The following is a 26,461-nucleotide window of genomic DNA, read 5'->3' as shown; positions in this document are numbered from 1 at the left end:
GGCAAAATTCGGAAAAATTCTGATAAACTCTTGAATAATTAAAATTGTTACAACTTTAAACCTGTTTACGTATCATTACTGCCCATCAAAAATCATGGAGTTTGAGCAAGGACTTGCGATCGCCAATCAAGCAGTATTCTCAAAAATCAGCAGAAAACTGAATGCAGTAGAAATTGCTGTCTTGCAAGGTACCTGGTTAGGGCAGACTTATGAACAGATTGCACAAACTACAAACTACTCGGTAAGCTACCTGAGCCGCACTTTTTGTCCGCAGTTGTGGCAATTATTATCCGATGCTCTCGGTGAACCTGTAAGTAAAAAAAGTTTTCGCTCCTGTTTGGAACACATAGGGCAGCAGGAAACGATAGCCTTAAATACATGGGAATTTCCAGGTCAGCATCTGCAAAATCATCAAGCTGATTCTATTGTTGAATTGGACAGTGGTATATCTCCAAGACAAACCCTAGCTACTAGCCCCATTGTCAACACCTTAGAAAATTCTTTGAATCCTGAGTGTAACTGGGGTGAAGCAATTGATGTCTCAGTTTTCTACGGTCGGACAACGGAACTGTCTACCTTAACTCAGTGGATTGCAACAGATCATTGCCGTCTAGTGGCATTATTGGGTATGGGTGGCATTGGGAAAACAGCGTTGTCTGTAAAGTTAGCACAACAGATACAAAAAGAATTTTCCTTCATTGTTTGGCGATCGCTACGTAACGCCCCATCCTTGGAAGATATTTTGACACAAATATTACAGTTTCTATGTAGTCAACAACAGACTGATTTACCTCAAACCATAGATGGTAAAATTTCCCGACTGATCGATCATTTGCGTGAATATCGTTGTTTACTGGTGCTAGATAATTTTGAATCTATCCTGCAAAGCGGTCATAGCGCCGGGTATTTTCGAGAAGGATATGAAAATTATGGTGAGATGTTGCGCCTACTGGGAGAAATCTTTCATCAAAGTTGTTTAGTAATTACTAGCCGAGAAAAACCTGAAGTTATAGCCGTACTAGAAGGTGAAAATATGCCTGTTAGAACTTTACAGCTTACAGGTTTAAAAGAAGTAGAAGGTACAGGCATTTTACAGATAAAAGGTCTTTCAGGATTAGAGAGCGATTGCCAAAAATTAATTAATCACTATGGTGGTAGCCCTCTAGCATTAAAGATTGTTTCTACATCAATTCGAGAATTATTTAATGGGAATATAGCTGATTTTTTACAAGAAGGGACTATCGTTTTTAATGGCATTCGTAACCTATTAAATCAACAATGCGAGCGCTTATCAGCGCAGGAATTACAGGTGATGTACTGGCTAGCTATCAATCGTGAATGGGTAACTGTTGCCGAGTTGTCCGCAGATATATCTCCACCGTTATCAAGACAGAAACTACTAGAAATACTAGAGTCGCTAATGCGGCGATCTCTAATCGAAAAAGCTACACAAATGAATACAGGTGCAGCTCGGTTTACCCAGCAAGCTGTGGTGATGGAGTATATAACTGAACAGTTAATTCAACAAGTCGATCAAGAAATTGTCAATTCAGAAATTGATTTACTGCAAAGCCATGCTTTAGTGAAAGCGATTGTCAAAGATGATATTCGGGAAACCCAAGTCAGGCTGATATTAGAACCCCTGACTAATAAGCTACTAGCTCACTTTAAATCAAAATCTGAACTGGAACATCAACTTCAGCGAATACTTTTAAAACTACAAGCAAAGTATGCCAATACACCAGGTTACGGTGGTGGAAATATTATTAATTTGTTGCGTCAACTGAAAGTAAATTTAGCAGGTTACGACTTTTCCCACCTCAGTGTCTGGCAAGCCTATCTTCGAGACGTGACACTGCATTCTGTTAACTTTGCTTATACAGATTTAGCTAAAACAGTTTTTGCAGAAACTCTTGGTGGTGTAGCATCAGTTGCTATTAGCCCCAATGGGAAACTGTTAGCAACAGGCGATCTCAATGGTGGGATTTGCCTGTGGTTACTGGCAACTGGTGAACAATTACTCAGCTTCCAAGGTCATACCAGTTGGGTTTGGTCAGTGGCTTTCAATCCTGAAGGTACAATACTGGCTAGTGGCAGTGTTGACTGTTCAGTTAGGCTTTGGGATGTGTCCACAGGTGAATGTCTCCAAGTCTGTCAAGGACATACTGCTAGTGTTTGGTCAGTGGCTTTCAATCCTCAAGGTAATGTTTTGGCTAGTGCTAGTGATGACTTTTCAATCATCATCTGGGATGTTGCAACAGGAAGCACCTTAAAAACCTTGCAGGGGCATACAAGTCATGTCTATGCAGTCGCTTACAGTCCGGATGGTGCAACTCTAGCTAGTAGCAGCGATGATTGTACAGTTATTATTTGGGATTTTGTCGCAGGAAGCATCTTAACAACCTTACAGGGACATACTCGCCGGATTTGGTCAATAGTTTTTAGTTTTCAAGACATTTTGGTGAGTGGCAGTGAAGACCAAACGATCAAAATTTGGGATGCTAAAACAGGAGAATGTTTGAATACATTGCCAGGACATAATAGTTTAGTGCGATCGCTCGCTTTGATTCCCCAAAGTAATATCCTAGTTAGTGCCGGAGAAGATAAAACCGTTAAACTCTGGGATCTTCACACTAGTGAATGCTTAAAAACCTTACAAGGACATACCAGCTTGATTTGGTCAGTAGCTTGTAGTCCAGATGGCCAAACCATAGTTAGTGGCAGTGGCGACCAAACAGTTAAATTATGGGATGCTAAAACAGGAAACTGCATCAGAACATGGCAAGGGCGTATTGACTGGTTACATTCAATTGCTTACAGTCCCCAGGGTGACACTATAGCTAGTGGAAGTTGTGTTGACCAAGCTTTGAGAATATGGGATGTAAAGACAGGCCAATGTCTGAAAACCTTGCAAGGTCGCACCAGTTGGGTTTGGTCAGTAGCTTACAGTCCAGATGGTAATACCTTGGCAAGTGGAAACTTTGATTCTTCCATACGTTTATGGGATATCCGCACCGGACAGTGCTTCAAGACTTTGAATGGTCATCATAATTGGGTAGCTACGGTAGCTTACAGTCCAGATGGTAATACCTTGGCAAGTGGAAGCTTTGATTCTTCTATACGCTTATGGGATATCCGCACTGGACAATGCTGGAAAACTTTGTCTGGTCATACTTATGCTGTTTGGTCAGTCGCTTTCAGCCCTCAAGGTACAATTCTAGCCAGTGGTAGCGGGGACTCATCAGTGAAGCTATGGGACGCAAGCACCGGAGAATGTCTGAAAACTTTCACAGGACACATGAATCGGGTTCGTGCAGTTGCTTTTAGTCCTGATGGGCAAATACTTGCCAGTGGGAGTTTTGATCAAACCATTCGCTTATGGAATGTTCAGACTGGTGAATGCTTGAAGATTTTGCAGGGACATTCGTCACATATATATGCAGTCACTTTTAGTCCTCAAGGAAATATCGTAGCTAGTGCTAGTAGCGATCAAACAGTCAAAGTATGGAATTTGGCTACAGGGGAATGTCTAAAAACATTACAAGGACATACAAATATAGTGTCTTCCATTGCTTTTAGTCCTGTTTCTCTTGAATTGACTACAGACACATCTGATGATATGAGTTGGCATCATAGGCAAATTCTGGCAACTGGTAGCCATGACGAAACAATAAAGTTTTGGGATATCAACACAGAAGAATGTCTAAAAACTTTAAGGTTTGATAGGACTTATGAAGGTATGAATATCACTGGGATTACAGGTTTAACAGACGCAACTATTGCAACATTAAAATTGTTGGGAGCAGTTGAAGATTAAATACTTTCTAGTGCAGTAGAAAGGTCATCTTTAGTGTTATGGATTGACTCTTGAGAGTCCATAAATAAACTTCGTGTCGTCATTGTGCTAACGCATAGATAAAGTTCGTATGCTGCCATTAGCAGATAATTGGTGAATTTGTGAGCCTAAATAATACGCACATCAACAGTAACTTCAGGCAAAATTAGTGTATGATTCACGTTTTTGTTAGTTTGTCAAGAGATAAACTTCGTGAATATTTTTATTGTGGCGATCGCTCACAGCTCAATTTTCGTGAAATGACAAACAACATCATTACAGCAATTTTCAGGTAGTTAAACCATAGGGTACGCTAGCACAGCTATACGTGTCTACTTTTGCCTGGGCGAATGGAATTCGCGGCTACACAGGCAAAGTCGACCTACCTTGTCATAACAGAAAATGAAGGGTTTTGAAACCTGCGTGGTGCGCCAAGCGCAGCGCAAGCGCGATAGGCAGGTAAAGTTTAGTGTAGACGCGGTTTCTAACCGCCCGTTTCGCTTTGGGATTGATATGACTTTCTAGCCTGTGTTGCTGATAAATCAACAGTTCTAAAGCAGATTGGCAAGGAATACGAAGTTTAACTATGTGTAATCACCTTGGTAAACGAACTTTATCTATAGATTCTCAAGGCTTGATCTCAGAAACTATAGGCATGAGTTAAGTAAACCTCAACTCAAACACTCAAGCTAACTAGCCCCTAATAGATTAATGACTAGCTTCAGCACTAGCTGAAAACTTACTTTTCCCAACAATTAAAGGAGTACAAAAATGCCAGAGAAAAACGAATAAGTAACATTTAACTTTTTTCCCATTCGTGCAGCAATCGTTTTCAGTATCAAAATATTTTCACAAATAAAGAGACAAACTTATGCCTACTTTTCCTTCCGATCCCTTATTTCCTTATCAATGGTATCTCTACAACGAAGGCCAACTCGGCGGCGTTCCTGGTATGGATCTCAACGTAGTTAATGTTTGGGATAACTACACAGGACGCGGTGTTACAGTTGGTGTTTTTGAAGGCGGTGGAGTTGAATACGATCATCCTGATTTAGCTCCCAATTATAATACTGCGATCGACTATGATGGCGTTACCAACAGTGGTAATCCCTACCCTCTACCTGGAGAAAGCTATCATGCCACTGGTGTTGCAGGCGTTATTGGTGCAGCTGCTGGAAACGGCATTGGTGGTGTGGGTGTAGCCTATGACTCTACCTTAGCTTCCTTCCGGTTTAATTACGGGAATGCTGATAGCACGATTCGAGCGTTGCAGCGCCTACGCAACGTTGATGTGGCCAACAATAGCTGGGCTAGCACATCAATCTTTGGACTTAATTTTCTCAATCCTGCGTTTGCCCCAATAAGCCAAGCTATTCGAGATGCTGCTCAGTATGGACGTAATGGATTAGGGACTGCGGTGGTCTGGTCTGCTGGAAATAACAGAGAAGAAGGTTTGAATACCAATTACTCTAACCTTACCAACTCTCGCTACGGCATTACTGTAGCAGCACTGCAAGATGATGGTACAGCATCTGCTTACAGCACTCCTGGGGCTTCTATTCTCGTTTCCGGTTTTGGCAGTGGGACTCCTGGCAGTATTGTGACTACAGATCGTCAAGGATCGGAAGGAGATACTTCTGGAGACTACACTGGCGAGTTTAATGGCACTTCAGCAGCAGCCCCGATGATTTCTGGAGTAGTTGCCTTAATGTTGGAAGCCAATCGTAATTTAGGTTATCGAGATATACAGGAAATTCTGGCCTATTCTGCTCGTCAAAACGATCCTTATAACTACGGGGGGCAGCCATACATTTGGCAATATAACGGCGCTAACAATTGGAATGGCGGAGGTTTACACGTCAGCCACAACTATGGATTTGGGTTGGTAGATGCTCTTGCTGCTGTGCGTTTAGCGGAGACTTGGCAAAAACAGAGTGTATTGAACAACGAGCAGTCTCTTTCCTATAATTCAGGTTCTTTAGGCCGGACTATTCCAGATAACAATGCCACGGGAATTAGTCATACTTTTACCGTCGCTGCTGGCTTAGAAATTGATTTTGTGGAGGTAGAACTCAATTTGACTCATTCCTATCGGGGTGATTTGGTTGTGTACTTGACCTCTCCCAGTGGAACTGAGAGTGTGTTGGTTTATCGACCTGGTAATGGGGAAGATGAGGGAGACAATATCGTGTTTAAATTCTCTAGTACTCAACACTGGGGAGAAAACAGTGCTGGCAATTGGACGCTCACAATAAAAGATTTTGGTCCTGGAGATGTCGGCATTTTCAATAGTTGGAAATTAAATTTATACGGCGATAAAGATACTGTCAACGACACTTATTTCTTTACCAATGAGTATGGCATTTATGGCGATACTACGCTGACTGATACTTCTGGTGCTGATACAATTAACGCTGCGGCGATTACTTCCAGCTCTTACCTCAATCTGAATCCAGGTTCTACAAGTATTCTGAATGGAACCACCTTAGCTATCAGTGCAGGAACAGTCATTGAAAATGCCTTTACTGGCGATGGCAATGACACAATTATCGGTAATAGTGCTGCTAATGCTTTGTCTAGTGGTAGGGGTAATGATACTCTCAATGGTGGCGCGGGTAATGATACTCTTAGAGGTGGCAGAGGTAACGACATCTATATAGTTGATAGTGCTGGGGATGTCGTTATAGAAAACCCTAATGAAGGCACAGATACGGTTCAGTCATCTGTTACTTATACCCTGAGTGCAAATGTAGAGAATCTAACTCTCACTGGTACAGCTGCCATCAATGGTACAGGCAATAGTCTCAACAACACTATTACAGGTAATAGCGGCAACAATACCCTCGATGGCGGTGGGGGTAATGATACCCTCAATGGTGGCGCGGGTAATGACACGCTCAATGGCAATACTGGTAATGACAGGATGGTTGGTGCAGCAGGTAACGATATCTATATAGTTGATAGTTCTGCGGATGTTGTTGTAGAAAATATTAACGAAGGCACGGACACAATTCAGTCATCTATTAGCTATGTACTAGGCAGTAACTTAGATAATTTGATTCTCACTGGTACATCTGCCATCAACGGCACAGGCAACACTCTCAACAACAATATTACAGGTAATAGTGGGAACAATACCCTGGACGGCAAAGATGGTAATGATACCCTGAATGGTGGTGCCGGAAATGATAACCTTTTAGGTGGGAATGGCAATGACATTCTCGTAGGCGGAATTGGCAATGATACACTCACAGGTGGTACAGGAGTCGATCGCTTTACTTTCAATTCCCGCAGTGAAGGCATTGACAGGATTGCTGATTTTAGTGTGGTTGATGATACCATTGCTGTGTCTGCGGCTGGTTTTGGTGGTGGGTTGGTTGCTGGTGTGGCGATCGCTGCTAGTCAATTTATTCTCGGTACAGCAGCCACTACGGCTAGTCATAGATTTATGTACGATCGCAGCAATGGCGCTCTGTTCTTTGATCAAGATGGCACAGGAGCAATTGCAAAAGTCCAAATTGCTACTCTTAGTACCGGACTAAGTTTAACTAGTGCTGATGTTTTTGTGAATGCTTAATCCCCTGCAAGGATACAGCTGACAAATCATTTTCCACCAGATGTAGAGACGTAGCAATGCTAGGTCTCTACGTCTCTACTGAGATAAATTGAGATAATTAGTAACGTTCCCTTAGAGGCGGTTCAGTGATTAAATTAAGGGAAAGGATAATGAAACTATGCTTTTGCTAAAGACTATTCGTGGGTTGGGAATGTTTGCGAGTTTGCTGTCTCCAGCAGTGCTAATTTTTCCTGGTATGTCAGAACAGGTATCTGCACAGCCCGATCGAGAGTTGAGAATCAGTGTAAAATTCCCTCCTACCGAGGATCGCAGCGCACCAGGGCGCACAGCAGGGGGGGGAAGGCGATCGCCTGAGCATTTTTGTACTGAGCCAAACACTACTCCTTTAACGGCTTTAATGCCAACACGCGACAATGTGGGAACAACAGTCACCGCCAATCCTACTTTTTTTTGGTATGTTCCGAAAACAACAGCCAAGTCAGCAGAATTTGTGGTTAAAGACGAGCAAGATAATGAAGTTTACGTCACAAATCTTGCTATTCCCAGCACTGCGGGTATAGTTAAATTTACCCTGCCAACAACTGTATCTCTACAAGTAGGCCAAGATTATACATGGGGTTTGGCGTTGATTTGCAACAATGTAGACCGCAGTCGGGATGAGTTAGTTGAGGGAATTATCCGCCGAAATGAACTGAGTTCAGAACTAAAAACCAAGCTACAGCAAGCACTTTCCCCTTTAGAAAAAGCGCAAATTTATGCACAAGCTAAAGTTTGGTTTGAGGCGATCGCTACCCTTGCCACTTTGCAAAGTTCTCAATCAAGGCAATGGGAAGAACTCTTAAATTCAGTAGGTTTAAAAGATATTGCTCAACAACCTTTTGTTAATGACACACCGTAGAAAATAGAGGGAGTGTTTATGTGATTCTTATTATTATTTAAGTTCAGCTACGCTTAAAAATTAATGTTGGTGCAAAGATGATGTGGGGAAAGTGGAAAAGGCTGTTGTGGCAATGGCGCAGTGTTTTGATTACTACTCCTAGTGTGGCTGGTGTAGTTATCTTATTACGTCTTGCTGGTTTAATGCAGCCTTGGGAGTGGGCGGCTTTTGATCAATATATGCGTCTACGACCCCAGGAACCACCTGATGAACGGATTGTCATTGTGGGGATAAATCTTGCAGATATCAAAAAAATTCGTCAGCCAATTATTTCAGATGATGTGTATGCTAAATTATTGCAAAAATTAAAAGCTAGAAAACCACGAGCTATCGGTTTAGATATCTACCGCGATTTACCTGTAGAACCAGGACATCAAGAATTAGTCAAAGTATTTGCATCTACGCCCAATTTAATTGGGATTCAAAGAGTGGTGGGGGATAACCAACGTGAGCCAATTGACCCGCCACCAGTACTCAAAAATAAAGGGCAAGTAGGTACAAATGATTTGATTTTGGATGCAGATAAAAAGGTGCGACGCGGTTTGCTTTACTTAACAGATAAAAATGGCAAAACGGTCTACAGTTTCGCATTATATTTAGCTTTACTTTATCTTGATGCTGAAGGTATTACTCCAGAAACTGTTGGACAAACAAAAAATTGGCAGTTAGGAAAAACAAGATTTATCCCCTTTGCAGCCAATGATGGTGGCTATGTGAGATCTGATGACCGTGGCTACCAAATTTTAATTAATTACCGGGGAGCAGCCAAGCACTTTTCCACAGTCTCGATGACAGATATTTTGGAAGATAAAATACCACCAGAATGGGGACGCGATCGCATTATTTTAATTGGTAACGTCAGCGAAAGTTTTGAGGATTTATTCTTCACTCCCCATAGTAGTGATTTGTTGACTTCCCCAGAACCTATGGCTGGGGTAGAAATTCATGCAAATATTGCTAGCCAAATTATCAGTGCAGCTAAAGAAGGTCGTCCACTAATTAAGAGTTGGTCGCAGCCAATGGAAATGGGATGGATTTTGCTGTGGTCTTTTGTTGGCGCAAGTTTAACTTGGCAGTGGCGATATGCAGGCGGGGTAACATTTTTATCTTTCCAGAGGATAACTAGCCCAATTTTGGCAGCAGGCGTCCTATTAGCTAGTACCTATGCTGCCTTTCTCATTAGTTGGTGGATACCTGTAATACCACCATTATTAACTTTGTTGGGATCTGCGATCGCTATTACAGCCCACATCGCCCGCACTGCTGGAGAAATTCGTTATACATTTGGGCGTTACTTAAGCAAGGAAGTAGTTACTACCTTATTAGAAAGTCCACAAGGTTTAAAACTTGGCGGCGAACGGCGCAAAATCACCATACTCGTCTCTGATTTAAGAGGATTTACCAGTATTTCTGAACAATTACCCCCGGAAAAAGTTGTTCAAATTCTCAACTTTTATTTGGCATCAATGGCAGATATCATTACTCAGTATCAAGGAACCATTGATGAGTTTACAGGTGATGGTATTTTAGTGTTGTTTGGTGCGCCTACTGCCAGAGAAGACGACACTACAAGGGCTAGTGCTTGTGCTATTGCTATGCAGTTAGCAATGAGAAGTGTAAATGAAAAAATGAAGCAGTGGAATCTGCCGCCACTAGAAATGGGCATAGCTATTAACACAGGCGAAGTTGTTGTTGGAAATATTGGTTCTCATATACGAACTAAATATGGTGTAGTTGGTAGCCAGGTAAATCTCACCTATCGCATTGAATCTTATACAATTGGAGGTCAAATTTTTATTTCAGAATCGACATTCACAGAAGTAGGGTCAATCGTCAGAGTCTGTGGACAACAGGAAGTACAACCAAAAGGAATTAAACAGCCGATAAACATTTATGAAATTAGCGGGATTAGTGGACAATACAATCTCTTTCTGACTCCAGAAGAAGAAATATTTTTACCGTTAGCTGAAGAAATACCAATAGAATATGCAATTCTCGATGAAAAGCACATTGGTGAAACCCTTTTTAAAGGCAGTTTAGTTAAACTGTCCACTAAAGGCGCCCTAGTACGTCCCAACGATCTAGAAGAGGACATTATCCCCTCTTTATTAAGTAATATTAAATTAACTATGTCGTCAAATTCTCCAAAAAAATTAAGCGTTGATATTTATGCTAAAGTGTTAGAAAAATCAGTCCAAAAGGGAACATTTTATATTTATTTTACCACGAAAAACTCTGATATAGAAGCAATTTTTAGCGAACTTTATCAAGCTATCAAGGTAACTGTATAGGTTTTATTTATATCTTTTTTATACTTATAAAGTTCATCAATATGAAAATAAATAATATCACCCAATTAAATTTATGATATCATGATAAAACTAATTTTTCTAGGTTCAGGTTCTGCTTTCACTGTTGGAGCAGATAATTTTCAATCCAATATACTGTTAGTTAACGGCCAAGAGAAGAAACTTTTGATTGATTGTGGCTCAGACATAAGATTTTCATTACATTCGGCTGATTTTTCCTATCTCGATATTACCGATATTTATATTAGTCATCTCCATGCCGATCATGTTGGTGGGCTTGAATATATTGGATTTAGTACCAAGTTTGATTCCAGATGCCAGAAACCAAAGCTTTACTTAAGCAAAGAATTAGCCAGTGCAATTTGGGAAAATACTTTATCTGGCGGAATGAAGTCTATACAGGGTGATATTGCTAGTTTAGAAACTTATTTTGATGTGAATCAAATTGAACGCAACGGTTGTTTTACATGGGCAGAAACTAAATTTATTTTAGTAAAAGTTATCCATGTGAATAATGGGTACTTTGTCATGCCCAGCTATGGATTATTTTTTGAAATCAACGGAAAAAAAATATTTATAACTACAGATACTCAATTATGTTTAGAGCAAATTGGCAAATATTATGAGCAAGCAGACATAATTTTTCAAGATTGTGAGACTTCACAATTTCCTACTTCTATCCATGCTCATTATAATAAATTATTGACATTACCAGCAGAATTAAAAAATAAAATGTGGTTGTATGGTTATCAACCTGGACTACTTCCTGATGCCCAAAAAGATGGATTTTGTGGTTTTATAAAGCGCGGTCAGATTTTTGATTTTTGCTCAAAATAAATATTTATTTATCAAAATTTTTACTTTTTTTGTAAAATTTAGATGTTTTCAGCCCAAAAACAATTGCTGAAATTGAATTGCATTTTGGGTATCCCTAATAGTAAAATCAGTTCGCAAAAAAGGTAAATTATGATGATTGCAAAATGGCAGGTTATTATGAGGCTGGGAATATTGGCATTACAAACAGGGGCGATCGCTACATTCACAACCCCTAGTTTTGCCCAAATTGCCCCAGATGAAACCTTGGCTGGGGAAGGCTCCATCCCGATCCAACGCAGCCCCATCGATTTTAATATTGAAGGCGGAAGCAGACGAGGAGCCAACTTATTCCACAGTTTTCGATCCTTCAATATCGAAGACGGTGGTAGTGTCTATTTTGCTAACCCCAACGGTGTAGAAAACATTTTCACTCGCGTCACCGGCAATAATATTTCTCAAATTCAAGGCACTCTTGGTGTAAGCGGTAATGCCAATTTATTTTTGCTCAATCCCAATGGCATTGTTTTCGGACGTAACGCTCGTTTAGATATTAAAGGTTCATTTGTCGCCACAACTGCTAACGCCATTCAGTTGGAAAATTTTGACTTGTTTAGTGTTACTGCACCTCAAAATAGTCAATTACTTTCAATACAACCAGGTGCTTTATTCTTTAATGCCCTGCCAAATCATCAAACAGAAATTATTAATCAAGGCAACTTAGCCGTTGGAAAAAGTTTAACTTTAGCTGCACATAATTTAAAATTACAAGGACAACTATTCTCAGGAGAAAATTTAATTCTCAAGGCATTAGATACAGTGCAACTCAGAGACAACCAGAGTCATCCTTTCATAGCAAGAACTCAGGGACAACTGCTAGTCCAGGGAAATCAAGGCATTGATATTTTGACGTTGAATCATCCCCAAAGTGGACTCTTTGCTCGGAAAGATTTGATATTGCGATCGCCTAGTTCTGTAGTAGGCAATGCACACTTTTGGAGTGGAAAAGATTTTCGGGTTGAAAGTTTAGATGGGACTTTAGGCAATTTAGAGAGTGTTTCTGTCCCCATTATTCAAGCGAGTGGGGATGTCAGCTTTAACAGTTATACAGGAACATCATTGCAAATTTTCGCTGGTGGTAGTGTCAACATTGATACAGTTGTGATTAACGGAACCAATCCCACAAATAATGTTAGTGAAACCATTACGCTATCCGATGGCAAGACCCAAGCCGAAGTTAATGGAAGTACACAACCAACTCTCGATATTCGTGCTGGAACAACTGCTGTGGGTAGCGCTTTAGGAATGACAAGTAACTCATTTGATGATAGCAACTCTTATACAGTGCCAACTGCCAATATTGATATCGATAGTATTAACATTACTCAAGCTAACGGTTTAGTTATTTTAACCAATCAATACCAGTCTCACCCTTCAGCCAGTGGCAACATTCGGGTGAAAACAATTTCTACCAACGACTTCTCTAATGGATTTTCTGGTAATAGCGGTGATGTAGTTATAGACTCTCGCGGTGACATCAATATTCCCAGCTTTGGGACAATTAACACATCTTCTCGCAGTGGGAAATCAGGAGATATTCGTTTATTAGCTAAGAATACAATTTCTGGGAATAATGCTCAGATCGCAACAACTTCCTTTAGTTCTAAGGATTCTGGAAATGTTAATATCCAAGCTAGCAACTTTTTTCTGACAGATAGAGCTTTCATTGATGCAACAACCTTTGGTCAGGGGAAAGGTGGCGACATCACTATGAATGTTGCAAAACTGATTGAGTTAGTTGGCATCGACGGTCAATTCAATACTGGGATATTTAGCGAAACGACAGCAACAGGCAAAGCAGGAAATATAACTATTAATGCGGAAAAATTAGTAATTCGTCAGGGCGCATATATATCCACCATCAGCTCCGGACAAGGACAGGCAGGCAATTTAAGTGTCAAGACCACAGAATCTGTAGAACTCCTGGGAACGAGAATGTTTAGGGCAGGTGTCTACATCTCTAGTGGCTTGTTTACCATCAATGAGATAGGCTCTCAGCCGGCTGGAGATTTGACAATCTCAACTCGTCGGTTAATTGTTGAAGATGGAGGGCAAGCTTCTGCTGAGACTTATGCAGATGGTAAAGGTGGAAATTTAACAGTTAAAGCAACAGAGTTTGTCAAGGTAGCCGGAGTTTCGCCAAATGGTTTCTTTACCAGTCGTTTGGGAGCATTAACGATTGGCAAAGGAAATGCAGGAGATTTGACGATTAATACAGGAACCCTCATTCTCCAAAATGGAGGGCAAATTTCAGTGACTACAGGTGGTAAAGGTAATGCAGGCAATTTAATTATTCATGCTTCCGAGGCTGTAGAACTCAGTGGAAAACCCCCAGTAGGGGAAAGACTAACTGGCTTGTATGCTCGGGTTGCACTACAAGAAGCAACGGGTAAGGGAGGTCAGATAAACATAAATACCCCATTGCTGTCGGTTATTGATGGGGCTACAATTCAAACCACAACTGTAGGTAATGGTGATGCAGGTAATATAAACTTGAACGTCCAAAATCGCATTACCTTATCAGGCAAAGATACTGGACTGAGTGCTAACAGTAGGAAGGGTTCCATAGGCAATAGTGGCAATATATTCATCGACTCCCAAAAACTCATAATCCAGAATGGCGCTCAGATTTTGGTGAATAGTCAGGGAAATGGTAGAGGTGGCAACATTGAGATTGCAGCCAGCGACGTTACTCTCAATAATGGAACGATTTCGGCAACAACAGCCAGCACTAGAGGCGGTGACATTACTCTGAACGCGCAGGACTTATTACTATTGCGTAATGGCAGCCAAATATCAACCACTGCGGGTACAGCAGGAGCAGGTGGAGATGGTGGCAACATCTTTATCAATACTCCTTTTATTGTGGCTGTTCCTCAAGAAAACAGTGACATTACCGCCGATGCATTTGAAGGAAATGGTGGCAACATCAATATTTTGACTCAAGGCATTTTTGGCATTGAACCACGCAATCAAAAAACCTCTTTAAGCGATATTACCGCTAGTTCTCAATTTGGAGTAGCAGGACAAATCAGCATTAATACTCCAGATATTGACCCTGGAGGCGGACTAGTCGAGCTTCCTAGCACAGTTATAGACGCTTCGGAGCAGATTACTCAAAATCTTTGTCAACAGAGTGTAGGCAGCACATTCGTTGTCACTGGACGGGGTGGCTTACCGACAAACCCAAGCCTTGCCCTGACACCACCAGGGGTAAGAGTTGGTTTAGTGGAACCAACTTCATCAACTATCACTCAGGCACAATCAACAAATAAATATTCTGTTTCAAATCATCCTCAAACACCAACTGGGGAAAAAGCCAAAATGACCAATCCAATTGTGGAGGCGCAAGGGTGGGAAATTAACCACAAAGGCGAAATTATGCTGACTGCGTACAATTCTACAGCTACAAATTACCAGAATTATTGGCGATCGCCTACTAGTTGCTCTGGGTCATAACATGGTAGCCTGATGTCACATCAGTGTATCAGGATGAAATATCTGGTATGAGTAATCGTTGGGTGTGGTGGTTTGGTGTAGCGATCGCCAGCTTATATATATCCAGGTTAAATGAAGCTTATGCCCAAATCAGCCCAGATGCAACTCTAGCGAATAATTCCGATATCACACGAGACGGTAACAGGTTAAATATCACAGGCGGAACTCAAGCAGGAACAAATTTGTTTCACAGTTTTTCAGAGTTTTCTATTCCCACTAGTACTGAGGCTGTCTTTCAAAATGCCGCACATATTCAAAACATTATCAGTCGGGTTACAGGTCAGTCAATTTCTCAGATTGATGGTTTGATTAAAACTCAAGGTACAGCTAATCTATTTCTCATCAATCCCAACGGAATTATCTTTGGTAAGAATGCACGTTTAGATATTAGTGGTTCATTTATTGCCAGTACAGCTAGTGCGGTAAAGTTTGCGGATGGTTTTGATTTTAGTGCCAATGATATCCCAACGACACCACTGTTAACTATTAATGTTCCTATAGGATTGCAATTTGGAGGAAATCCTGGTTCCATTCAGGTAAAGGGTGATGGCCAAGGAATTAGAGCAACAACTGAAAACAGTGATGTAATTGATACGACATCTGGCTTACGGGTGCAACTCAATCAAACTTTGGCCTTAGTAGGTGGTGACATCTTCTTAGAAGGGGCAACCATCAAGACAGCAGGAGGAAGGATAGAATTGGGCAGTGTGGGAGAAAACAGTCTCGTCAGCTTCACTTCGATAAATAAAGGTTTTTCCTTAGGATATGAAGCCATTTCTACTTTCAAAAACATCCAATTATCCCAAGAGGCAGCCGTTGATGCTAGTGGTGCGGGCGGTGATGTGCAAGTTTGGAGCAACCGCCTCACTCTTAAAGATGGTTCCCAAATAGAGGCGAATACTTTGGGAGCGCAACCCGGAGGAGGTATAAATGTTACGGCAAAAGAGTCAGTGCAAGTAATTGGTGTTTCTGCAAGAGATAATCCCAGTGGCTTGTTTACTCTGGTTAACCCAGGCTCAACAGGGGATGGGGGACAGTTGAGGATTAATACTGGTCAGTTAGTTGTGCAGGATGGGGCAGTCGTTGATGCTAGCACTTTTGGTACAGGTAAGGGAGGGAATGTAATCATCAATGCCGACTCCGTGCAACTGATTGATGGCTCTGTCAAATATACGGCCTTGTCTGCTCAAACTGAACCAGGCTCAACAGGAAATGCGGGAAACTTAATTATTAATACGGGTACATTGTTAGTGCAAGATGGAGCACAGATCAGTACTGGCACTTCTGGTTCAGGTAAGGGTGGGGATCTCACAGTCAATGCTGACTCTGTGGAAGTAATTGGTCTATTGCAGATTATCGGTGAAAATACATATACTAGCGGTTTGTATAGTGCATCCCAGCGAAATGCAACAGGAAAAGCTGGAAATCTGACAATTAATGCTCAAAAATTGGTCGTTCGAGATGTGGGAGTTATTAATGCTCAAACTCAGGCTGGGGGCAATGGCGGAACTTTAACGATTAAAGCTCAACAACTGCTCGTTTTAGATGGGGGCGTTGTTACCTCTAGTACTACAAATGCAGGCAAAGCAGGAGATTTACTCATTGATGCTGACTCTGTGCAAATAATCGGGAAATTTGCCGATGGTCAATTAAGCAGCCGTTTGTCTACTACATCCGGTATTGGCTTACTTAGAAATTATCCAAACACCACAGGCGATGGGGGAAACATCAGAATTAAAACTGGTGAGTTGCTTGTGCAAGACGGCGCTAGTATCTTAGTGGGTGCTGCGGGCAAAGGCAATGCAGGGAACCTAGAAATCCATGCTCGCTCTATCCGTTTAGACAATAATGCTAGCCTAGACGCTACAACCATTAGTAGCAACACTGATACCAGTCAACAACAAGCAACTATCACCTTAAGCGCCAAATATTTGTTCTTACTTGGTGGCAGTAGAATCACCACCAACGCCACAGGCAGCAATCTCATTGGTGGCAACATCAACATTGACACCGACATTCTAGGCGCAGCTGGAAACAGCGATATTAGTGCTAATTCTACTGACTTTCGTGGAGGTCGGGTAACAATCAATGCTCAGGGTATTTTTGGGATTCGATTTAGTAATACACCAACAACAGAAAGTGATATCACGGCCACCGGAGCAAATTCACAGTTAAATGGTACGGTACAAATTAACACACCTGATGTTGACCCTAGCCAAGGGTTAACACCATTGCCAGAGATTATGATTGATCCTGCCACTATCATCGCTCAAAATCCTTGCCAAAAGGTTGCGGGCAGTAGGTTTGTGATTACTGGACACGGTGGCTTACCGACAAATCCAAGCCTTGCCCTGACACCATCAGGGGTAAGAGTTGGTTTAGTAGAACCTACTTCACTCACGACTCAAGCACAATCAACAATTAAATATTCTGTTGTAAATCAACCGCAAACACCAACTGAGGAAAAAGCCAAAATGACTAATCCAATTGTGGAGGCTCAAGGGTGGGTGATTAATGACAAAGGCGAAATTATGCTGACTGCGTACAATTCTACAGCTACAAATTACCAGAATTATTGGCGATCGCCTACTAGTTGCTCTGGGTCTTAAATCAAATCAAAATAGTCTTAAATGAACAAAAGCGACTAATATGGCCAGAAAACAGCAGAAATTTGCTCATGTATTCCCAAATTTGTGGCAAAATACTAACAAACAGCCTGCTGTGCGATGGGCTATACCCAGTTGGAGGCGGTCGCTAATTTTATTCGCCTTGTTATTTGTCTTCTCCATGACAATCCAGCCAGCGATTGCCAAGGTTACGGTATCTAGCCCTGTTATTCACAATCAACAGCCACCTTACGAACTGGTAAAACAAGGCAAAATACTCTATGAAGCCGGACGTTTTCAGGAAGCAGCACGAGTTTGGCAACAAGTAGCTTCTGCTTTTGCTACCCTTGGGGATGATCTCAACCAAGCAATGGCGTTGAGTAATCTTTCATCAACTCTTCAGCAAGTAGGATTATGGGAGCAAGCACGCACCGCCATCACTCAAAGTTTGAACCTACTGGAAACCCAAAAAAGTACGCCAGAACAATTGCGAATCCTGGCTCAAACCAAAGATATTGAAGGGCAATTACAACTAGCAGTGGGACAAGCCGAAGAGGCCATCGATACTTGGCAGCAAGCTGCTGATAACTATGCTCGAATTGGTAATAAACAGGGGCTGACTCAAAGCCGGATTAACCAAGCCCAAGTAATGCAAGATTTGGGACTTTACCCAAGGGCTTGCAAGATATTATTGCAAACTTTAGAGCTGGACTATCAAGACTGCAAACTATCCGATGCTGATTTGCAAAGCCTCAAAGGACAACCACCTTCTTTTCTCAAAGTTGTCAGCCTACGTAGCCTTGGTAATGTTTTGCAAGTAGTTGGTAACAGCGAACAATCGCAAGAAATCTTGTCAGAAAGTTTGAATTTAGCCAAACAATTGAACTCTCCTCCAGATATTGAAGCTGCCTATATAAGTTTAGGCAATGCAGCACGAGCTAAAGCTTTTACAGAAGCCTTTGATTCTGGTAAACAAACCAAGTACAGAGAAGCAGGGTTATATTATTATAGTGAAGCCGCCAAGATTTCCACATCACCAACTACGCAACTTTTTGCCCAAGTCAATCAACTAAGTTTGTTTTTGGAAAGTGAGAAATGGTCAGAAGCTGAACAATTATGGTTGCCCTTAAGATCAAAGTTAAATGATCTACCTCTGAGTAAACAAGGAATTTATGCCCAGATTAACTTAGTTCATAGTCTGCTGAAACTGGTAAGTAAAAAAGTCCCCAATTCGCAACTACCGACTTTTCAAGACATTGACCAAATATTAATCACAGCTACAGAACAAGCACAGCGTTTAGGCGATCGGCGAACTTATGCTTATGCTTTGGGAGTACGGGGTAAACTGTACGAAAATAATCAACTGTGGCCTCAAGCAGCAGACTTGACGAAGCAAGCTTTAAATGTATTAGTCTCAAACTTGAAGGCACCAGATGTCAGCTATGAGCTATTTTGGCAGCTAGGACGTATTTATAAAAGTACAGGAGATATTAAAACTGCGATCGCTAACTATACTGAAGCTGTGAATCTTCTTCAATCTATGCGTCAGGATTTATTAGCAGTCAGTTCCAAAGTCCAATACTCTTTTAAAGAGAGTGTTGAACCTGTTTATCGAGAGCTAGTAGAGTTACTGTTGCCATCAGGTAAGGATGTAGAACAATCTGTTTTAATTCAAGCTAGAAATTTAATTGAATCTCTGCAATTAGCTGAACTAGATAACTTTTTCCGCGATGCCTGTTTAAATGCCAAACCAGTCAAAATCGACCAATTAGATCCAACATCAGCAGTATTCTATACAATCATTTTGCCCCGTAGTTTAGAAATAATAGTTGCACTACCTGGACAATCTCTGCGTCATTACTCTCACCCTATCAGCCAGCAGGAAATAGAAGCATCTCTCAATCAGTTTCAAGCTGTTGTCACGAACAGGATACGCAAACCATCTCTGGAATCCTTGGAAAAAGTTTACAACTGGTTAATCAAACCTATAGAATTAGAACTTGCTAGCAGCCAAGTAAAAACCTTAGTATTTGTATTAGATGGTGCATTGCGAAACATTCCAATTGCTGCTTTGCACGATGGTCAACAATATCTCATGAAAAAGTATAGCATTGCTCTGACGCCTGGTCTGCAACTGCTAGAACCGAAACCTTTAAAATGGCGGAAAATTCAAGCTCTTACTGCTGGATTAACTGAACCTCGCCAAGGTTTTGCTGGACTTCCTAACGTAGAATTAGAATTGCAGCGCATCAAGAATTCTATTCCTACACAAATAATACTTAATCAATCTTTTACTAATTCTAATTTTCAAACAAAAGTTAAAAATTTTTCTTTCCCAGTGGTTCATTTGGCAACTCATGGAGAATTCAGTTCTCAAGCTGAAAACACTTTTATTCTGACTTGGGATAAAAAGATTAATGCCAAGGAATTAGACACTCTTCTACGTAGTGATTCACGGCAAATGCAACCAATTGAATTACTTGTTTTGAGTGCTTGTAGAACAGCATCAGGAGATCAGCGAGCTGCTTTAGGATTAGCTGGGATAGCTGTCAGAGCTGGTACACGCACGACTGTAGCATCTCTTTGGTCTGTTAATGATGAAGCCACTGCCTTGTTTATGTCTACATTCTATCAAGAATTAGCCAACCCAGAAATCATGAAAGTTGAAGCTCTTCGTCGCGCTCAACAAACTGTTTTACAAGATAGTAGATTTTCTCATCCATATTACTGGGCTGCTTTTGTTTTAGTAGGAAATTGGTTGTGAACTACCTACCTACACCGATCTGACGGTAGGGTGTAGGCTTCGTAATTAATTAACCTGAGTTCGTCAGCTTTATCTTGATTCGGAGAATTTTTAAATTTCGCAGTTTTCAAAATTCTCTCAGAAGTCTGCCACAGTCGTACACTCGATCGCCAATATTATTATGTCGTAAGGCATACCACCAAGTTGCTGCATTGATAGCAATCACGGGCTTTTTCAGCCATCGTTCTGCTTCGTCAGCGAGCCGGAGCATACTCAAATTAGTACCCATTTGTACGATACCATCTACATCATCACCATCGATTTCCATTAGATAGTTGCGAAGAGTATCTTCAGAGACTTCAGCGATCGCTATTGCAGTGGAACAACGCAGTCCTTTTAGCCGCACAACTTCCACCCCGATGTCACTGAAAAAGCTGCGTAACTTATCATCAGCCACAGCCTGATAAGGGGTGATGACGGCAATCTTGTTTATTTTGAACGCTTCCAAAGCAGCCTGACATGCCGAAGCGCCGGTAGCCACTTGCAGTCCAGTATACTCTTCAAGCCGTTTGGTGAACGCTATATTCCCTTCGATTCCTCCCCAAAAAGTCTCAGCACTCATTCCCATAATTAGGTAGTCGATACCCGCAGTCATGACGCGATCGACTGCGAAAAGAATTTCGTTGTCGATTTCCTGCAAAATACGCAGCATCTTTTCATCGCTACTCAAATCCTGATCGCGAATATGAATCCGAGACATGTGGGACGTAACACCTGGTACAGCCATCGCGTGAAAATCTGGTTCGACGATGGTATTTGTGCTAGGTGCAAGCACTCCGAATTTTTTTCGCCATCCTAAGGCGTCCGTCATTGTGAAATTCCCCTGGATAACGTTATCTTTGGTAGTTGTGCTTTGATAAGTGCGATTTTACTTGTCCTTATCAATTGCAGCCTCCAGACGTGCCTGATCTTGCTGAGTAATATCTGGGTTATGCAATATCCAATAACAATCTAGGCGATCGTTAGTGCGAAACAAAAGTAGTGCCCCACTTTCTGTCCAAAACGGCCCGTGTGGAATGTGTGCAGGTCGCCAGTAATAGCCATCTTTGCACATTGCTGTATAGCGTCTATTAAAAGGATCATCGCTCATAGACCAATGTCCAAGCACATCTCCAGAAATAACATACGCCTCCTCAGTAGTAGGATGACCAGCATAGAAATTGCCTTCAATCCACATAGGTACTAAACCAAGAATCCACGTAGCACGTCCAGTTTTTTTATTGGTATACAAACTTTTACGCGCTGAACCAGCAGGCAAAAAAGTTGTACTTTCCCATTTCATTGCGTGGAGTTCTTGCAATGGAACATACTCAGTCATCCGTTCATGGGTCTGCATATTTGTATGATATACAGAAGTTTCCGGGATTTGCGGAAGATTTGCGTAGTCTTCAGTCACATAAGTGGGCGTAGCATCCGGCATCCACAACAGAATAGTGTCTTCTTGGGTTTTCCAAGGGCCAGTAGGTATACCAGCCGGGATGAAAGAATAACTGAGATTGCGTAATACAAACCCACCCTGACAAAGTGCGCCGGTTAAAACAAAAATTTCCACATTGGTAGTAAAATGACCAACAGGTGCGCTCCAACCCTTTTTCAGCACTACTCGCTGCGTAGATTCACCCGTACTTTCGTTGACAGATAGAACTTGGGCAGTACCATCTTGAGCGATAACAAAGTTTTTTACATCAAAAGGCACTTGTGGAAAGTTGAGAACTGAGTTAAGTGACTCTTCAGTTTCTACATGTTTGCGCCCTGTAAAGATATTCTTGTTCATTTCATTAAATTATGTGTAAATTATGCAATATATGTAACTATTTCAAGGTAACTACTGCTAGTAATTTTAAAACATAAAAACCAAAATTGTATAAGAGTTAGATATTAAACGGGAACTACAATGACACAAAATTCAGAAAATACTTTAAAAGTTGCTCACCAGGCATTTGAGAATCTGACACACGGTATAGCAACAGGTGAATGGGAAGCATTATTAGATATGCTCTCAGAAGATTTTACCCTTTGGTTTCCTATGGGAAAATTCCACGGTTTGAATGTGGGAAAAGACCGAGCAAGAGAATTTTTTGAGTATGTTTCTGAATCCTTCAGTGGTTTGAAGCTAACTGGCCTAGACCGTGTTACCAGCAATGAAACAACCGCTGTCTTTGAATTTCGTGATGAAGGACTTTTGTTCGGACAACCTTACAAAAATCGAGTAGCAGTTTCCTTTGATGTGCGTGGAGACAAAATTTGTGGCTATCGGGAATATTTTGGTAGTGATGGAAAATCATATTAAAAGAGAGTTCAGAATTCAGAATTATGAATTTGGTAAATACATCTGTCGTAGGGGCAATTCATGAATTGTCCCTACGACAGATGTGGTTTTTACAATGACCCATATTTTATCTTTATTGTCGATGCGTAAGTCCTCAATACTGCGTAAGTTTTGCCGAAAAAATAAAAATATGTAGGTTGGGTTGAGGAACGAAACCCAACATTTTGCGGGATTTGTTGGGTAACGCATTGCCTCAACCCAACCTACAAATATTCTTAACCGAGTAAGCTGTTCCACATTTAACTTGCATATACTGGGCGGGCGAGACGCCCACCCCACAAGAAATGTACAATTTCAAATTATGCAAACTAGATGTGGTTTAGCTTAGTATTGCGTAAGTCCTATAATCCAAAATCTAAAATCTAAAATTCAAAATTGTATTAGTTTCTCTCAGGGTTAAGTTCATTAATTTCTTTACATTTAGCTGCCGCTGCTTGATATGCTGCTAAATAGTCTTGACCACCTAACATCACATCACCGTAATATTCATAAGGTGGGTCACCATAAATAGGTAACGGATCGTCTTCTGGATAATCTTCTTTTGATTCTTCAATAATGGCTTTCAGTTTTTTCACCGTCAGCTTTTGTGCAGCAAAGTACCAAAGTTCTTGAGGATTTTTGTTCAGGTGCGGTAATGTGGGATCGATAATGCGTATAAAAGAGTCATTGCTGGAAGTATCACCTACCTCAATCCAACTGTGTTCAATTGGTCTGTATGGCTTTCCAGCAAAAGTTAAAAATCCTTGAACATATCTTGCTCCCTCGGTAGACAATGCTGCTTTGTAAGCATTATCAAACGGGGTGCTAGCTCTGCTGTTTATGCGTTGAGCAATTTTGATTGACAGCGTTTCATCCAATAATTTGTTCATCAATAGCAAGGATTAGAGCAGCCATGAGAACATATTACCACTCATTGGGGGATGAGGGAGATGGGGTATGGGGCATGGGGCATGGGGCATGGGGCAGGGGGAGCAGGGGGAGCAGGGGGAGCAGGGGAAGAAGAACTATTGATTATTGACTTATGCCCAATGCCCAATGCCCAATCTACTTTGTATTAAGCACCATCTGTAAATTTCTTAACAAGTCATATGAAGTGTAGGGCTTGGATAAAAAGGTTTTGACGCTTTTACCAAGGGTTTTAATCATTTCATGGTTGGAGGCTAGGCCACTAACACCAATAATTTTGATGTCTGGATTAATTTTTTTCAAGACATTGACAGTTGTTGGTCCATCCATGCATGGCATCATCATATCAATCAACAGCACACTAATATCTTGTTGATGTTTTGTGTAAAGTGCGATCGCATCAATACCATCATTAGCCACTATAACTTTATAGCCATTTTGTTCCAACCAGGTTTTAGTAATTTCTCGAATTGAATCTTCATCATCAACAACCAAAATCAATTCTCCATGCCCTGGAGGTAATTCACTTTCTCGAGATAATTTACTATCTGTTTCGATTGTTTGAGTGACGGGTAAGCAAACTTGAAATTCTGTGCCTTTGCTGACTTCAGTAACTACATTTACGAAACCGCTGTGGCTTTTGATGATCCCAAGCACTGTTGAAAGACCAAGCCCTGTGCCTTTACCCACTTCTTTGGTCGTGAAAAATGGTTCAAAAATTCTATCTACTATTTCTCTGGGTATTCCTGTACCTGTATCAGAGACGGTAATCATCACATAAGAACCCACCTTAGCATCAATATTCATCCGAGCATAGTGGCTATCAACCCAAAAATTCTTTGCAGAAATCCCCAGAATACCCCCATCAGGCATAGCATCACGGGCATTAATACACAGGTTCATCAAAACTTGGTGCAGCTGAGTAGCATCACCAAAGATATTCCACAAGTTTTGTGTAGGAATATCAATGCGAATTTCAATAGCTCTGGAAAATGTTTGTTTAACAATATTTTCTATTTCCGAAATTAAATTCCGCACCTGTAATGTTTTAAAATTACCTACAGAACCGCGTGAAAACCACAGCACTTGTTTAACTAAATCTGCTGCACGCTTGACATTTGTTTCCATAATTCCCAGCCATTGATGACTTTTTTCATCCGGAAGTTTTGCTTCTATAAGTTGCATTGTCATCATGATGGGTGTCAGTGCATTGTTGAGGTCATGGGCGATACCACTTGCTAATGTGCCCAGACTTTCCATCCGCTGAGCGCGGAGAAATTGGGCTTCGAGTTGTTTTTTTTCTGTAATGTCAGAGTTGACAATGAGAATAGATTTAGCTTGCCCTTCTTCATCATTTACAAGTGTCCAGCGGCTAGCAACTATCATCTCTTGGCCTTGTTTTGTGACTTGATGTAGCTCACCTTCCCACGAACCACTGTCAGCTAAAGTTTTCTGAATATTTTTCAGTTGGCAAAAGCTTTGTTTACGATATAAAAGCTGATTAGCATTCTTACCCAAAGCTTCTTCTGCCATCCAACCGTAGAAATGTTCAGCTCCTTTATTCCAAAATTGAATTTGGTTACCCAAATCTTGAACGAGAATCGCATCTGTAGTGATGTCAAGTAAAGCAGCTTGCTCACGAATTTTTTGTTCTGCGTGCTTCCGTTCCCGCAGCGCGACTTGCTGTTCACTAATATCAATGACAAAGCCTGCCATCCGAGTAACTTTGCCTGTAGAGTCTAAAAAGATATATCCGTTGTCCTCAATTGTGATGTAAGTGCTATCTTTGCGACATACGCGAAATTCTAGGTGGAATCGATCTTTTGTAGATAAAACGCGGTCAATCTCTTCATTAAATACGTTTCTATCTTCAGGATGAACTAACTCTAACCAACGGTTTAAACCTCCCGAAATCTCAGACATGGAATAACCTAATATTCCCTCTACATTTCCACCATATTTGATATCGTTTGTATCCAAGTTCCAATCGTAGAGAATCTGACCACTTGCCTGAATTAGTGCCTGATAACGATTATTCCATTCGCCTAATGCTGCTGAATGACATCGCAGTTTCTCCTCCACTCGCTGGCGCTCAAAGATTTCCACCTCCAAACGGTCATTTTGTTCTGTGAGTTTTTTTGTCAGGTTTCGTAAGCTTAAATGGATATTTACCCTAGCTAATACCTCTTGATTTTCTAGGGGTTTTGTGATGTAATCTACTGCACCAATATTCAAACCTTTGACTTTATCTATCTTATCAGTAAGGGCACTGATGAATATTACGGGAATATCTTGAGTAGCTGGATTGTTTTTCAAAATTCGACAAGTTTCAAAACCGTCGATTCCTGGCAATATTACATCCAATAAAATCAAGTCAGGTAAAGCATATTCTGCGATTTTTACTGTACTTTCTCCATCTTCAGCTACTAAAACTTTAAAGCCAGAATTTTCTAACAAGTCGCACAATATTTTTAAATTAGTAGGAATATCATCCACTATTAAAATGACATTATTTTCATTTTTATTAAAATTCATAGTTACTTATGATTATTGCTAATTTTGGATATCACATCTTCTGCCAAATTTTTGAGATATGCACGAATTGTGTACTTGAAAGTTAAAAGATTTAATTAAAAGTAAACTCTCTCCAGAAAATGCCTACATATTTCAAGCAGACTTTGTATAAAATACATCCATTAGTTAAAAGGGAATTCTCCAAGTCATAATTGGTAATTAAAACAGGTTTTATGCCTAGTTTTGAAACATATAGGACTTACGCACTGAAGCC

At 40.9% G+C, this 26,461-nt stretch carries 14 protein-coding genes; 10 read left to right on the top strand and 4 right to left on the bottom strand.

The window, feature by feature from the left end:
• The first annotated feature begins 94 nt into the window (after positions 1-94).
• From IQ276_RS09085 to IQ276_RS09050, 8 genes are all read left to right on the top strand, one after another.
• Positions 95-3,817: a WD40 domain-containing protein gene (locus IQ276_RS09085; RefSeq protein ID WP_193913249.1), complete on the top strand. Its 3,723-nt coding sequence runs from the start codon at positions 95-97 to the stop codon at positions 3,815-3,817.
• Between the two features lie 889 nt (positions 3,818-4,706).
• Positions 4,707-7,412, top strand: a complete 2,706-nt coding sequence (locus IQ276_RS09080; RefSeq protein ID WP_193913247.1) for a S8 family serine peptidase — start codon at positions 4,707-4,709, stop codon at positions 7,410-7,412.
• Between the two features lie 157 nt (positions 7,413-7,569).
• Positions 7,570-8,310, top strand: coding sequence for a DUF928 domain-containing protein (locus tag IQ276_RS09075; RefSeq protein ID WP_190880385.1), 741 nt, complete (start codon positions 7,570-7,572; stop codon positions 8,308-8,310).
• A gap of 77 nt (positions 8,311-8,387) precedes the next feature.
• Positions 8,388-10,640, top strand: a complete 2,253-nt coding sequence (locus IQ276_RS09070; protein ID WP_309245586.1) for a CHASE2 domain-containing protein — start codon at positions 8,388-8,390, stop codon at positions 10,638-10,640.
• 81 nt (positions 10,641-10,721) lie between these two features.
• Positions 10,722-11,495 (top strand): MBL fold metallo-hydrolase, encoded by a 774-nt coding sequence (locus IQ276_RS09065; protein WP_193913245.1) that lies wholly within the window; start codon positions 10,722-10,724, stop codon positions 11,493-11,495.
• 129 nt (positions 11,496-11,624) lie between these two features.
• Positions 11,625-14,990 carry a two-partner secretion domain-containing protein gene (locus IQ276_RS09060; protein ID WP_193913243.1) on the top strand — a complete coding sequence of 1,122 codons (3,366 nt, stop codon included), beginning with the start codon at positions 11,625-11,627 and terminating at the stop codon, positions 14,988-14,990.
• 47 nt (positions 14,991-15,037) lie between these two features.
• Entirely contained in the window at positions 15,038-17,638 is a 2,601-nt protein-coding gene (locus IQ276_RS09055; protein ID WP_235115540.1) for a two-partner secretion domain-containing protein, read from the top strand.
• A gap of 40 nt (positions 17,639-17,678) precedes the next feature.
• Positions 17,679-20,399 (top strand): CHAT domain-containing protein, encoded by a 2,721-nt coding sequence (locus tag IQ276_RS09050; protein WP_193913239.1) that lies wholly within the window; start codon positions 17,679-17,681, stop codon positions 20,397-20,399.
• A 106-nt stretch (positions 20,400-20,505) separates the two neighbouring features.
• On the opposite strand, the gene IQ276_RS09045 is transcribed toward IQ276_RS09050, so the two are convergent.
• Positions 20,506-21,249 (bottom strand): maleate cis-trans isomerase family protein, encoded by a 744-nt coding sequence (locus IQ276_RS09045; RefSeq protein WP_193913237.1) that lies wholly within the window; start codon positions 21,247-21,249, stop codon positions 20,506-20,508.
• Positions 21,250-21,306: 57 nt separating this feature from the next.
• Positions 21,307-22,212: a DUF4437 domain-containing protein gene (locus IQ276_RS09040; protein WP_193913235.1), complete on the bottom strand. Its 906-nt coding sequence runs from the start codon at positions 22,210-22,212 to the stop codon at positions 21,307-21,309.
• 120 nt (positions 22,213-22,332) lie between these two features.
• Between IQ276_RS09040 and IQ276_RS09035 the strand changes: the two genes are divergently transcribed.
• A complete protein-coding gene (locus IQ276_RS09035) occupies positions 22,333-22,728 on the top strand; it encodes a nuclear transport factor 2 family protein (RefSeq protein WP_190880373.1) in 396 nt (131 codons plus the stop codon).
• Between the two features lie 419 nt (positions 22,729-23,147).
• Here the strand turns inward: IQ276_RS09035 and IQ276_RS09030 are convergent, their stop codons facing one another.
• Complete coding sequence (locus tag IQ276_RS09030; RefSeq protein ID WP_190880321.1) at positions 23,148-23,636, bottom strand: hypothetical protein; 489 nt, start codon at positions 23,634-23,636, stop codon at positions 23,148-23,150.
• 60 nt (positions 23,637-23,696) lie between these two features.
• Between IQ276_RS09030 and IQ276_RS40150 the strand changes: the two genes are divergently transcribed.
• A complete protein-coding gene (locus tag IQ276_RS40150; protein ID WP_255264317.1) occupies positions 23,697-23,825 on the top strand; it encodes a hypothetical protein in 129 nt (42 codons plus the stop codon).
• Here the strand turns inward: IQ276_RS40150 and IQ276_RS09025 are convergent.
• On the bottom strand, positions 23,812-26,208 hold the full coding sequence (locus tag IQ276_RS09025; RefSeq protein ID WP_193920563.1) for a hybrid sensor histidine kinase/response regulator: 2,397 nt from the start codon (positions 26,206-26,208) through the stop codon (positions 23,812-23,814). The genes IQ276_RS40150 and IQ276_RS09025 overlap by 14 nt on opposite strands.
• Positions 26,209-26,461: the final 253 nt, after the last annotated feature.

The organism is Desmonostoc muscorum LEGE 12446 (genome assembly GCF_015207005.2).
GTDB classification, from domain to species: Bacteria; Cyanobacteriota; Cyanobacteriia; order Cyanobacteriales; family Nostocaceae; genus Nostoc; species Nostoc muscorum.
This window is presented reverse-complemented; position numbering and strand designations above follow the sequence as displayed.

What these genes read in the sequence shown, in the direction of transcription:
- IQ276_RS09080 (WP_193913247.1), top strand. Translation starts at nt 4,707, where the DNA reads ATGCCTACTTTTCCTTCCGATCCCTTATTTCCTTATCAATGGTATCTC.
- IQ276_RS09035 (WP_190880373.1), top strand. Translation starts at nt 22,333, where the DNA reads ATGACACAAAATTCAGAAAATACTTTAAAAGTTGCTCACCAGGCATTT.
- IQ276_RS09025 (WP_193920563.1), bottom strand. Translation starts at nt 26,208, where the DNA reads ATGAATTTTAATAAAAATGAAAATAATGTCATTTTAATAGTGGATGAT.
- IQ276_RS09050 (WP_193913239.1), top strand. Translation starts at nt 17,679, where the DNA reads ATGGCCAGAAAACAGCAGAAATTTGCTCATGTATTCCCAAATTTGTGG.
- IQ276_RS09075 (WP_190880385.1), top strand. Translation starts at nt 7,570, where the DNA reads ATGCTTTTGCTAAAGACTATTCGTGGGTTGGGAATGTTTGCGAGTTTG.
- IQ276_RS40150 (WP_255264317.1), top strand. Translation starts at nt 23,697, where the DNA reads ATGGGGTATGGGGCATGGGGCATGGGGCATGGGGCAGGGGGAGCAGGG.
- IQ276_RS09065 (WP_193913245.1), top strand. Translation starts at nt 10,722, where the DNA reads ATGATAAAACTAATTTTTCTAGGTTCAGGTTCTGCTTTCACTGTTGGA.
- IQ276_RS09040 (WP_193913235.1), bottom strand. Translation starts at nt 22,212, where the DNA reads ATGAACAAGAATATCTTTACAGGGCGCAAACATGTAGAAACTGAAGAG.
- IQ276_RS09070 (WP_309245586.1), top strand. Translation starts at nt 8,388, where the DNA reads ATGATGTGGGGAAAGTGGAAAAGGCTGTTGTGGCAATGGCGCAGTGTT.
- IQ276_RS09030 (WP_190880321.1), bottom strand. Translation starts at nt 23,636, where the DNA reads ATGAACAAATTATTGGATGAAACGCTGTCAATCAAAATTGCTCAACGC.
- IQ276_RS09085 (WP_193913249.1), top strand. Translation starts at nt 95, where the DNA reads ATGGAGTTTGAGCAAGGACTTGCGATCGCCAATCAAGCAGTATTCTCA.
- IQ276_RS09055 (WP_235115540.1), top strand. Translation starts at nt 15,038, where the DNA reads ATGAGTAATCGTTGGGTGTGGTGGTTTGGTGTAGCGATCGCCAGCTTA.
- IQ276_RS09060 (WP_193913243.1), top strand. Translation starts at nt 11,625, where the DNA reads ATGATGATTGCAAAATGGCAGGTTATTATGAGGCTGGGAATATTGGCA.
- IQ276_RS09045 (WP_193913237.1), bottom strand. Translation starts at nt 21,249, where the DNA reads ATGACGGACGCCTTAGGATGGCGAAAAAAATTCGGAGTGCTTGCACCT.